This window comes from Collinsella sp. AM42-18AC, from assembly GCF_003467965.1.
In the GTDB taxonomy this organism is placed as follows: Bacteria; Actinomycetota; Coriobacteriia; order Coriobacteriales; family Coriobacteriaceae; genus Collinsella.
Genome location: NZ_QSFY01000001.1, coordinates 112,324 through 124,038, shown reverse-complemented (window position 1 = coordinate 124,038; position 11,715 = coordinate 112,324). Strand labels below are relative to the sequence as shown.

Below are 11,715 nucleotides of genomic sequence, written 5' to 3'. Positions count from 1 at the left end.
AGTGAAATACACCGTCGTTTGTGTTGGCAAGCTCAAAGAGCGCTTTTGGAAGGACGCTTGCGCCGAATACACCAAACGCCTGGGCGCCTATGCCAAGGTAGATATGCGCGAGGTTGCCGATATCGATCCGGCCAAGGCGGGCGGCGTGGATGCCGCGCGCGACAAAGAAGGCGCGGCGATTCTTGCTGCTTTGCCACCGCGGGCACATGTGATTCTGCTGGCTATCGAGGGCAAGGAGCGTTCGAGCAAGGAGCTCTCGACCCGTCTCGATGACCTCATGCTGAGGGGTAACAGCGACATCGCTTTTGTAATCGGCGGATCGGACGGCGTGAGCGATGCCGTGCGCGCCCGCGCCGACGAGATGCTCAGCTTTGGGCGCATTACCTTGCCGCACAACCTGGCGCGCGTGGTGCTGCTGGAGCAGATCTACCGCGCCTGCAAGATTAGCCGTGGCGAGCCGTATCACAAGTAGGTCGGCAATACGAAACAATAGCGTGGGACAATGACTTTCGTTTTTGAGGAACGCATCTGAGAGGACTGTGTGATATGAAGATCGGATTTGTCGGTTTTGGCAATATGGCGAGTGCTATGGCCGATGGCTGGATTGCCGCCGGCGTGGCCGCGGGCGACATGTGCGCCTGCGCAGGCCGCTACGATGCTTTGGTCGAGCGTTGCGAGGCGCGGGGCATGGCTGCCTGCCACGATGCGGCGGAGGTTGTTGCTGCGTCCGATATCGTGGTTGCGGCGGTCAAGCCGTACATGATTGAGAAGGTCTTCGCTCCACTCAAGGATGCGCTTGCCGACAAGGTCGTCCTTTCGGTCGCCTGGACCTGGGATAGCGCCAAGTGGGAACAGGTCCTGCCAGGTGTCGCTCATATCTCGACGGTGCCCAACACGCCGGTTTCGGTGGGCGAGGGCGTTATCGCCTGCGAGAAGGCTTCCACGCTTAGCGATGGGCAGCGTGCCACGGTGCTCGGTCTGCTCGGAAAGCTTGGCACGGTGGTCGAGCTCGATTCGAGTCTGCTGTTTGTGGGCGGTACCGTGGGCGGTTGCGCCCCGGCGTTTGTCGCCATGGCGATCGAGGCTCTGGGCGATGCGGCCGTCAAACACGGTATTCCGCGCGCCGATGCCTATCGCATTGTGAGCCAGATGGTACTGGGTACGGCAAAGCTGCAGCTTGCAACCGGTCAGCATCCCGCAGCGATGAAGGATGCCGTGTGCTCGCCCGGCGGTGCTACCATCAAGGGCGTCGTCGCGCTCGAGGACGCCGGCATGCGCAGCGCCCTAGTCAAGGCCATCGACGCCACCCTCCAGTAAAACCTGCCATTTAGGGACAGGTTCATTTTGGCAGGTTTTTCCTGCGGTTTTATCTCTATAGCAAAAAGCGCCCCGCAACTGGCTTAATTCCAGTTGCGGGGCGCTTGCGTTTGACCAGATAAAACCGACCAAAATAAACCTGTCCCTTTTTGGTCGGTTAGTCCCAGAAGCTGTCTTCTTCGTCCTCGGACTTGGGGCCGCGGTCGACGTACATTTTATGGGTGCGCTTCTCCATTACAAAGGCAAGAATCGCAAACAGCAGGATGCCGCCGGCGAAAAGGATGGCAAAACCGGTGCGGGTGCCAAACAAAAAGGAAAAAACTGCGTCCATTGGGTGCCTTCTTGCGTAGTTGGGTTGGGTCGTAAACGCTCATAAGTATATACTTGCCCATACATGTACAAGGTTGCAACCTAAATGGAATGTATATCGCCGGAGGATCTAATGCTTGATATCAAGTTTGTTCGCGAGAACCCCGATGCCATCGATACCGCCATGGCAAATCGCCAGACGTCTTGGGATCGTGAGAAGTTCTTTGAACTCGACGACGAGCGCCGTGCCGTCATCACCGAGGTTGAGGAGCTCCAGGCCACGCGTAACGCCGAGTCCAAGAAGATTGGCGCCCTGATGAAGGAGGGCAAGAAGGACGAGGCCGAGGCCGCCAAGGAGGCCGTGCGCGCCGTCAACGAGAAGATCGACGGTCTGGCCGAGCGCCGTACCGCTCTTGAGCAGGAGCAGTACGACTTCATGTCTCACCTGCCCAACATTCCGTGCGAGGCCACCCCGTACGGTAAGGACGAGGACGAGAACATCGAGCGTCGCCGCTGGGGCACCCCGCGCGAGTTCGACTTCGACTTTAAGCCGCACTGGGATCTGGGCACCGATCTGGACATCCTCGACTTCGAGCGTGGCAACAAGCTCTCCGGCAGCCGCTTCACCGTTCTCGGTGGCGCCGGCGCCCGCCTGGAGCGCGCCCTTATCAACTTCTTCCTGGACACGCACACGAGCCGTGGCTTCAAGGAGTGGTGGCCGCCCATCGTCGTCAAGCGTCAGACCATGTTCGGTACGGGCCAGCTGCCCAAGTTTGAGGACGACGCCTATCACGTCTCGGGCGACAACTTCCTGATCCCTACCGCCGAGGTCGTACTGACTAACCTGCATGCCGGTGAGGTTCTGGACGCCGACACTCTGCCTCGCCGCTACACTGCCTTCACCCCCTGCTTCCGCGAGGAGGCCGGTTCCGCCGGTCGCGACACCCGCGGCATCATTCGCCAGCACGAGTTCGACAAGGTCGAGATGGTTAAGTTTGCCAAGCCGGAGGAGTCCGACGAGGAGCTCGAGAGCATGACCGCCGAGGCCGAGTACCTGCTGCAGCAGCTGGGCCTGCCGTATCGCGTGATTAGCCTGTGCACCGGCGACCTGGGCTTCTCTGCCCGTCAGACCTACGACATCGAGGTTTGGCTGCCGAGCTACAACGCCTACAAGGAGATCAGCTCCTGCTCCAATTGCGGCGACTTCCAGGCCCGTCGTGCCAACATCAAGTATCGCGACCCCGAGAACTTCAAGGGTTCGCGCTACCTGCACACCCTTAACGGTTCCGGCCTGCCGGCTGGTCGTACCATGGCTGCCATTCTGGAGAACTACCAGAACGCCGACGGCACCATCACGATCCCCGAGGTTCTGCGTCCCTACATGGGCGGCCTCGAGAAGATCGAGCCGGTCGCGTAAACTAGCTGCATAGGCGATTTGCGAGGGCGCTCCTTTTAGGGGCGCCCTTTTTGTGTACGGCTATACCATGCCGTGAGGACAGCTCGATAGAAAACACACGAACAGACGTTCTGTATACATGCATTTACCTGCTATGCTTTTGCTAACTAAGAGCAAGAGAAAGGGGATGTGATGGAGCTGTTCGACGAGCGGGTTGTTTTGTTCCAGAGCGATGAGGGCGGGGAGCAGCTGCTGGTAACGTGCGAGCCGTCGGGTATGGGTGGCTTGGTGGTTCGGCAGACGAGTGAGGGACCATTGACGCAATGGTGCTATGAGGAGTCGCCGCATGTGGTCGAGACCTTTGTGGCGCACGAGGGGCTTGTGGCGCTTGAGCGATTTTATGAGGTGGGAACTTCTAACCAGGTGGCGCGCATGCTGAGTATCTCGTTTGCCGACTACGACTGTGCCCAACGGGTGCGTTCGCTTTTGAGGGAGCTCGGTGCTGGGTTCGATGTGATCGAAAAGCCAATCGATCGCACGAGAAGCGCTGATGCTTGCAGTGCAGCGTGACAAATTGAGGCCCGCGCGAAAAAAAGTTTGAGATTTCGCTTGACTCTAACGAACTAAAGTGGTTTTATATGTCTTACGCTGCGGCGTTACCTCAGCTGGATAGAGGGTCTGACTACGAATCAGAACGTCATAGGTTCGAATCCTATACGCCGCACCAATTGAACTTGAAGCCTCCGGCAACGGGGGCTTTTCTTTTATGGCAACACCGCATGGATTCGAACCTCGGTCGAGGCGCGGGCGTAAAGAAAACGCGGAGCGTTTTAGCCCGCGGGCGAGCGCGCCGGCAGGCGGGCGAAGCCGGTGCGGATCCGCGAAGCGGATGCGCGGAATCCTATACGCCGCACCAATTGAACTTGAAGCCTCCGGCAACGGGGGCTTTTCTTTTATGCCGCCACCGCATAGATTCGAACCTCGGTCGAGGCGCGAGCGTCTTAATCATCACTTCGTAAAATTTTTCCAAATTGTCGCTTGACCCATCGAGGGGTCACGTGCATAATAATCCGTGCGTTGCGGCGTTACCTCAGCTGGATAGAGGGTCTGACTACGAATCAGAACGTCATAGGTTCGAATCCTATACGCCGCACCAATTGAACTTGAAGCCTCCGGCAACGGGGGCTTTTCTTTTATGGCAACACCGCATGGATTCGAACCTCGGTCGAGGCGCGGGCGTAAAGAAAACGCGGAGCGTTTTAGCCCGCGGGCGAGCGCGCCGGCAGGCGGGCGAAGCCGGTGCGGATCCGCGAAGCGGATGCGCGGAATCCTATACGCCGCACCAATTGAACTTGAAGCCTCCGGCAACGGGGGCTTTTCTTTTATGCCGCCACCGCATAGATTCGAACCTCGGTCGAGGCGCGAGCGTCTTAATCATCACTTCGTAAAATTTTTCCAAATTGTCGCTTGACCCATCGAGGGGTCACGTGCATAATAATCCGTGCGTTGCGGCGTTACCTCAGCTGGATAGAGGGTCTGACTACGAATCAGAACGTCATAGGTTCGAATCCTATACGCCGCACCAATTGACTTTAAAGCTCCCGGCAACGGGGGCTTTTCCTTTACGGGGGCATTGCGGAGATTCGAACCTCGTTCGAGGCGCGAGCGTCAAGAAAACGCGGAGCGTTTTTAGCGAGCGGGCGAGTCCGCCGGCAGGCGGGCGAAGCCGGTGCGGATCCGCGCAGCGGATGCGCGGAATCCTATACGCCGCACCAATTGAGTTTTAAGCCTCCGGAAACGGGGGCTTTTCTTATATCGCGATGCGTCGAAGATCGCATCAAGGGGTCAAAATGAGTAAAAATCAAATTCAATAACTTTTTTTGAAAAAACGCTTGACCATTATTCAGTCGATGTGCATAATAATCAACAAGTCGCGGCGTTACCTCAGCTGGATAGAGGGTCTGACTACGAATCAGAACGTCATAGGTTCGAATCCTATACGCCGCACCAATTGACTTTAAAGCTCCCGGCAACGGGGGCTTTTCCTTTACGGGGGCATTGCGGAGATTCGAACCTCGTTCGAGGCGCGAGCGTCAAGAAAACGCGGAGCGTTTTTAGCGAGCGGGCGAGTCCGCCGGCAGGCGGGCGAAGCCGGTGCGGATCCGCGCAGCGGATGCGCGGAATCCTATACGCCGCACCATTTGAGATTAAAGCTCCCGGCAACGGGGGCTTTTCTTTTACGTAAGCACTGCATGGATTCGAACCTCGGTCGAGGCGCGGGCGTAAAGCGGACTATTTCTTATCGACTCGTGTAAGATTCCGAGTAGGTGTCGCGGCCCATCCGCGACCGCTCCTTCTCTAGACGACCGATCAGGGTGATATTTCGTGGCAGAGCGTCCGACATACAAGCTCAGGTTTCTCGATCCCAAGAAGCGCTTTCCGGCGATGCCCGAGCAGCCTGCGGGACGCTCATATGGCGTGGTCTGGAAACTCTTTGGCGAGGATCAGCATGAATCTTGTTATGTCGTCGAATTCGTTGGCAAAAGCCATGTGTCGCTTTTGGGCTACGTAAGCGTTTCGGGTGAGGTGTACAAGGTGGACCGCCCCGTCAGCGAGGCTCCGCTGCCCAACGATCCCGACATGGAACTGGTCCTTGACGAGTCGGACTCCGGTATTGGTGAGATTATGGTGAGGGGAGCAAACGGCACGATGCGCGCGTGTGCGCAAACTGTCGGCTCTCCCGAAGGCCCCATGCGCGAGCAGTCCGACCACGAGACATGGAATTCAGCCCGCTCCCTTCCTTACGGCGAGTTCATGGCATCGATGTTCCTGCGCTACGTGATATTCGCTGACTCCGAAAATGCCATTGCGAGCACGGCGGACGCCGGCGGACTCGACGAGGATATGCAAAATGTTATCGACAAGATCAAGCTCGTAAAGTTGCCCGAGCCGGTCGAGGTGTTTTTGGGCTTTAACACGGCACCGCTCCCTGATGCTATCGAGACGCTGCTTTACCGCGTTGACCATGCCGAGAATCCGAGCGGTATCGAGCGCTATGCCGCTGCCCTTATGAGTGAAATTGACTTGCCCCGCCTGCGCACCATCGCTGCCAAGTCCGAGATGAGCCTGGCTCGCATTGATCGTTCAAAGCTTTTCTATCTCAATTTTGATCGTAGCCTGCTGGACCAGGACGAGATTGACATGCTGCTTGCAATAGAGTGCCGTCTCAACCGCCTCTCCGGCATCCTTGAGCGCATCGGGGCCGGATTGGTCCCTGCGGCATCCTCGCCGAGCCTTGAGGGCTGCGCGCTCTTTGATGCGTGGCATATCGCCAAGACGACCAACGATGTTCCCCGACTGCTCGATACGGCCTCAAGCGATAACCCGTGGGCCAAACCGGGAACGGTTTCGTGCCAGCCGGGCGGTGAGTGGGATGTGCGTACCCGCTTCGCGCGTATTGTAGAAGCGCTCAACGTGGTCACAAGGCTCGACTATACCTATCGAGTAAACGTTGTCGAGGGGATTATGCTCGTTCGGTTTGGGCAGTCTGTCGTTGATGCCATGCCGCAACGTGAATACGACGCTCAAGATGACGCCTGGCGCGAGCTGGACGAGGACACGCGCGCGATCTGGGCCGCGGAGCACGATGCGCGCGTGGCGCTCACACTTGCGGCGGCGTGTTTTGCCGCGGGCACCTGCATCACGCGCTGCTATGTGCAGATTGCTGCTCCCGACAGTGAGCAGGGCGAGCGCGTTGCCGCAACGTATTTCTTTGGGCGCGCGGCCTATCTGGCCGATTGCGTGCCTGTCGCCAAGGATCTTGAGAGCATGGACATGGACGATATGCCGTGCAAGCGTGTGCTTGAGGCGTATGAGTCAACTGCTCCGGAGACGATTGAACCTGCGGAGGTTCATGCCCGTCCGCGTGATGACCATCGCACGCTGCCGCCGGCGCTGCGCGATCTGCTGCTTGCCGATACGGCTGACGAGTTGGAGGTCATGGAAGAGGACGATGACCCATACGTGGCCCGTGTTGTTGAATTGCGCGAGCAGGCAAAAGTCGACCGTACAGGTGCTTTTGAAGGTTTTTCCCGTCTTGTCGAGGAGTTGGAGGCTAAGTGCGCCGTCGCCGAGCTTTTGGCGACAGGTCCGGTTCAAACGCAGTTTTGCGATAACCAGCTGGTGCGCATGGTGCTTCCGGTGTTGGAAGAAGACCGCTCTGTGCGTATCCTTCGCGCTCCTGATGCGCTGTATTTTGCCCAGCACGAGATCTGCAGCTTTTACGCCGAACAAGAGGACTTTGAGCGTGCGCTGCCCGAGGTGCGCCATCTTTACGATTTGGCGCGCTCGTCCATGCAGTCTCACTTTGCCCTGATCAACGTGCTAGCACGCCTGGAGCGCTTTGACGAGATTATCGAGGTGGCGCGCCACGGCCTACGTATTGCCAGCGATCGTTCTGCAATCGGCTACCTGTTCTATCGCTTGGCGTTTGCCTATTGGAATTGCGATCAGCTCGACCTGGCGCTGGCTTGTTACCGTCTGGTGCCGCGCGGCGAGGAGTCGGGCAGCAGCGCGCTGGAAGAAATGCAGGGCCTTATGAACGAGATGGGCGTCAGCGAGCCTCCGACATTCGAGGAAGCGGTCGAGACCATCCGCAAGGCAGGTCTTGAGCTGCCGCCGGTGCCCGCCGTGACCAATCAACTCGCGGATGCCGCTGTGCAACTGGTCGACAACGGTTTCTTTTTCCTGGCACGCGGTTGCATCTTCCAAATGTGGCGCACCATGGGCAACGACGAGCTCGGCTCCCTCAACCGCTCGCTGGGGTAGGCGAAGCTTTCAAGGAGGAAAGGCTGCTAGGCAATTAGAAAATTTCCTCTTGCCCAACTTCGGCTGTTTGGTTACTATAGAACGGCTGTTACGGAGAGCTGACCGAGAGGCCGAAGGTGCTCGCCTGCTAAGCGAGTATGCCCCAAAAGGGCATCTGGGGTTCGAATCCCCAGCTCTCCGCCAGTACGAATTTGAAGAAGGGTCCCATTTGGGACCCTTTTTTGTGTGGAGAAAGGAGACTGGGGATTCGAACCCTCAAAAAAAGGAGGCATCCTTTCGGACGCCTCCTTTCAGTGGGCTTATTATTCTTGCGCCCTACACCTCGGGCGCCTTGGCGACGGTCTCGCTTTCTGCCGTGAGTGGGCGGTTGTCGATGCGGCGGCCCAGGCGGTCGAGCTTCACGAGTAGCCACTCAATGGGGTTCGGCCCCGAGCCTTCCTCGTCGGCAACTAGGTCCATGACGGCGATCTTGGTGCCGTCCTGCTTGAGCGTGACGCTGCCCGCCTTGTCGCCCACATGCACCGTGCCCGAAAGATCGTCGTAGCTAACCTTTTCGGTCACCTCGCCGGCAAGGGAAAACACGGTCGCTTGCGCCGTAGGATCGGCGAGTGTGGCGTCGATCGTCTTATCCGTCCAGTCGGTTTGGCCAATACGCGCCATAAGCGGGTTGCCGTTGGCGGTCTTTTCCTGCGTGTTGGCGATTGCGACCGTCACCTTGTGACCGTAGTACCAATTGGCAAGGGTTGCGGTATCGGTAAAGCGCTGGTCGGTGGTGGTGGAGTTCAAAACGACGGTGTAGATCTCGTCGCCGTCGCGGTTGTAGGCGCTCGTAAAGCAATAGCCCGCGTCGTCGGTGGTGCCGGTCTTGCCACCGATGTTGCCATCTTGGCCTAGCAAATAGTTATGCGTGTCCATGGAATGCGAATGGTCGGTGCCGTCGGCGCCCGTTATCTCGATCCAGGAATCTTCGCTCGCTACGACCTCGCGGATCGTGTCGTTTTTCATGGCCTCCTGCATCATCAGCGCTACGTCGTGTGCGGTTGAGTGCATATCGCCAGCCCACTCATCAAAGTCCAGACCATGCGGGTTTTCAAAAAGCGTGCCGGTGCAACCGAGCTTCTTAGCGCGCTCGTTCATGGCTTTCACAAATGTTGCCTCGGCGTCTTTGGTCTTAGGGTCGATCTTCTTGCCCACATATTCGGCGAGCACGATGGCGGCGTCGTTGCCCGAGGGAATCATCAGGCCGCGCAGCGCCTGCTCCACGGTAAGCTCGTCACCTTCGAGCAAGCCGGCGGTCGAATTACCCACGGTGGCTGCGGCGTTGCTCACCGTGACCTTCTCGTCCATCTTGCAATTCTCAACGGTTAGGATTGCGGTCATGACCTTGGTGATCGAGGCGATTTTGACCTGCTCATCGGCGCCGCGCCCATAGTAGACGGTGCCGTCTTTGCCCATGACGAAGGCATTGGTCGCATCGATATTGGGTAGATTCTCGGCCGTGATGCCGCGTGCATCGGCGGTTTTGCCGCAGACATTGTCGGTCGTGAGCACTTGGGCGCCGGCGACGGTGGGCGCGCCAGCGGTAAGGGCGATAGCGCAGACAAAGCCGGCGGCAAGCTGGGCTGAGCGCTTTGCAAAAGAGGTGAGGGACTTCACAGATTTCGCTTTCGACGGGATGGTCTCTTCTGGAACTAGAGTATATCGTTTGCCGGCATCGGCGATCATCGCGTGCGTGCGTGGCCCACATCCGCGCCCGAACGGGCACAAGGGTGCTTAAGGCCGACTTAATCACCCACGCTTGTTGTGTGTGACGGGCGCCCCCTCGGGCATAATGGAGCGCGAGAGGAGTACGCATGAACGAGCGCATACTGGTAGTTGATGACGAGAAGGCCATCGCCGACCTAGTTGGCATCTACCTTACAAAAGAAGGCTTTGACGTACAGGTCGCCTATAGCGGGGCCGATGCTGCCAAGGCAATCTTGGAGCAAGAGTTCGATCTGGTGCTGCTGGATGTCATGCTGCCCGATATCGATGGCTTTGAGCTGTTGCGTACGATCCGTTCCAGCCATACCTATCCCGTGATCATGCTGACGGCGCGCGATGCCCAGCAAGACAAGATCGAGGGCCTTTCGCTTGGCGCAGACGATTATGTGGTCAAGCCGTTCCGTCCGCTGGAGCTCATTGCACGCGTTCATGCTCAGCTTCGTCGTTATACCAGCTACGGCAGCCGCGCACAGGCGGCCGAGTCGCCGATCATCCAGCTCGACGGCCTCGAGATCAACCGCGACGCCCGCTCTGTGACGGTGGACGGTGCGCCGGTGCGCCTCACGCCCATCGAGTATTCCATCTTGCTGTATCTGGCCGAGCATCGCGGCAGCGTAGTGCCCGTGGAGGACCTGTTCCGCGCGGTGTGGAACGAGGACTTTATGCCCGGCTCCAACAATACGGTGATGGTGCACATTCGTCACCTGCGCGAAAAGATTGGCGACGATGCCCAGAAGCCGCGCTTTATCAAAAACGTCTGGGGCGTCGGCTACATAATCGAATAACGCCTTTGATGGTGGGGGAGTAGATATGACAAAAGACGATAGGCGGGCATTCGAGGTACCCGATCGACTCTTTGAATACGTAAGGGCGGTCGTTGACAACCGTGCGTTAGCGACGGTGCTGCTCTTTTTGCTGAGTCTGCTGCTCATCGGCATTGACAATATCGTTGGCATCCTGGCAGTTCTACTCATTGGCTTTTTGCTGATTGATCGATTCGAAATCGTTCGCCGCTGCGTGGTAATCGGCGGTGCCGCGTGGACCCTTACGCTGGCGATCGGGGCCCTGGCGCTTGGCGGTATTCGCGAGCCCGTGTTCTTTGATGCCGGCTTTGTGTTCAACATGCTTGGATTTGTGCTGGCGCTTGCCGTGTGCGTCCTGTTCTTCTGCGGACGCGCCCTGTACTACCAGGGTTATGAGCAGGGCGAGCAGCATGCCGACCGCGTGATCGCCGCCCGCATTCAGGACCGTCTGATCGATAACCCCGACACATGGGACAACATTGACGGCGACTTCCTCGAGGTCGAGGGCGCGCTCAACCGGGTGCGCGATTGCGAGCGTAGGGTTCAACAAGCCCTGCGTGACGAATCCCACCGCAAAGATGACCTGGTGACGTACCTGGCGCACGACCTGCGCACGCCGCTCGCCAGCGTGGTGGGCTACCTTTCGCTCTTGCAGGAGGCCCCCGATTTGCCGCTTGAGCAGCGCGCACGTTTTACGGGCGTGGCACTCGACAAGGCCCACCGGCTCGATGCGCTCATCGAGGAGTTCTTCGACATCACGCGCTTTGATTTCCACGATATCGTGCTCACCCGCAGCTACGTCGATTTAGGGCTCTTACTGGCACAGGTGGCCGACGAGTTCTATCCCATTCTCAACGAACAGCATAAAGAAGCCCAGGTTGATATCTGCGAGGATCTGACGGTGCTCGTGGACGGCGACAAGATGGCTCGCGTATTCAACAACATCATGAAAAACGCCGTTGCCTATAGCTATGAAGGCTCGATGATCACGATTGAGGCCAGGCGCCAAGACGATGGCGGCGTGCGCGTACGATTTATAAACCAGGGCGATCCGATCCCTGCGGCAAAGCTCAAGGTGATCTTTGAGAAGTTCTATCGCCTGGATGCGGCGCGTGCAACCAATCGCGGTGGCGCCGGTCTGGGCCTTGCTATTGCCAAGGAGATCATCGCGGCACACGGCGGTACCGTTGCATGTGAATCGACGCCCGAACACACGATATTCACCATCGAGCTGCCCGCCGCATAGCCAGCGTGCCCTTACAAACACTTGACAATGTGCTCACGTGCGTATGAGCCGCG

The 11,715-nt window shown here is 58.3% G+C and carries 9 protein-coding genes and 5 tRNA genes; 12 read left to right on the top strand and 2 right to left on the bottom strand.

The features are described 5' to 3' along the window. Position 1: 1 nt before the first annotated feature. Positions 2–472, top strand: a complete 471-nt coding sequence (gene rlmH / locus DW913_RS00480) for a 23S rRNA (pseudouridine(1915)-N(3))-methyltransferase RlmH (protein WP_117797160.1) — start codon at positions 2–4, stop codon at positions 470–472. Positions 473–546: 74 nt separating this feature from the next. Further along, positions 547–1,317: a pyrroline-5-carboxylate reductase gene (gene proC, locus DW913_RS00475; protein ID WP_117797157.1), complete on the top strand. Its 771-nt coding sequence runs from the start codon at positions 547–549 to the stop codon at positions 1,315–1,317. Between the two features lie 157 nt (positions 1,318–1,474). Here proC and DW913_RS10055 read toward each other — a convergent pair whose 3' ends face one another. Beyond that, positions 1,475–1,648, bottom strand: coding sequence for a DUF6724 family protein (locus DW913_RS10055; protein WP_006235069.1), 174 nt, complete (start codon positions 1,646–1,648; stop codon positions 1,475–1,477). Between the two features lie 111 nt (positions 1,649–1,759). On the opposite strand from DW913_RS10055, the gene serS reads away from it, so the two are divergent. From serS to DW913_RS00435, 8 genes are all read left to right on the top strand, one after another. Then, the gene (gene serS, locus DW913_RS00470) at positions 1,760–3,043 is read left to right on the top strand and encodes a serine--tRNA ligase (RefSeq protein WP_117797155.1); all 1,284 of its coding nucleotides are present in this window, start codon (positions 1,760–1,762) and stop codon (positions 3,041–3,043) included. Between the two features lie 171 nt (positions 3,044–3,214). Beyond that, positions 3,215–3,592, top strand: coding sequence for a hypothetical protein (locus DW913_RS00465; RefSeq protein ID WP_117797153.1), 378 nt, complete (start codon positions 3,215–3,217; stop codon positions 3,590–3,592). Positions 3,593–3,672: 80 nt separating this feature from the next. Next, a tRNA-Arg gene (locus DW913_RS00460) sits at positions 3,673–3,749 on the top strand. A 352-nt stretch (positions 3,750–4,101) separates the two neighbouring features. Continuing rightward, positions 4,102–4,178 (top strand) — tRNA-Arg (locus DW913_RS00455). A gap of 352 nt (positions 4,179–4,530) precedes the next feature. Continuing rightward, positions 4,531–4,607, top strand: a tRNA-Arg gene (locus DW913_RS00450). Between the two features lie 348 nt (positions 4,608–4,955). Then, positions 4,956–5,032, top strand: a tRNA-Arg gene (locus tag DW913_RS00445). A 375-nt stretch (positions 5,033–5,407) separates the two neighbouring features. Beyond that, the gene (locus tag DW913_RS00440; RefSeq protein WP_117797151.1) at positions 5,408–7,849 is read left to right on the top strand and encodes a lipopolysaccharide assembly protein LapB; all 2,442 of its coding nucleotides are present in this window, start codon (positions 5,408–5,410) and stop codon (positions 7,847–7,849) included. Positions 7,850–7,941: 92 nt separating this feature from the next. Continuing rightward, a tRNA-Ser gene (locus DW913_RS00435) sits at positions 7,942–8,032 on the top strand. A gap of 132 nt (positions 8,033–8,164) precedes the next feature. Here the strand turns inward: DW913_RS00435 and DW913_RS00430 are convergent. After that, the gene (locus DW913_RS00430; protein ID WP_158566165.1) at positions 8,165–9,505 is read right to left on the bottom strand and encodes a D-alanyl-D-alanine carboxypeptidase family protein; all 1,341 of its coding nucleotides are present in this window, start codon (positions 9,503–9,505) and stop codon (positions 8,165–8,167) included. 197 nt (positions 9,506–9,702) lie between these two features. Here DW913_RS00430 and DW913_RS00425 point away from each other — a divergent pair, with 197 nt between their 5' ends. Next, a complete protein-coding gene (locus DW913_RS00425; RefSeq protein WP_117797147.1) occupies positions 9,703–10,398 on the top strand; it encodes a response regulator transcription factor in 696 nt (231 codons plus the stop codon). Positions 10,399–10,423: 25 nt separating this feature from the next. Continuing rightward, complete coding sequence (locus DW913_RS00420) at positions 10,424–11,662, top strand: sensor histidine kinase KdpD (protein ID WP_117797145.1); 1,239 nt, start codon at positions 10,424–10,426, stop codon at positions 11,660–11,662. The last annotated feature ends 53 nt before the right edge of the window (positions 11,663–11,715 follow it).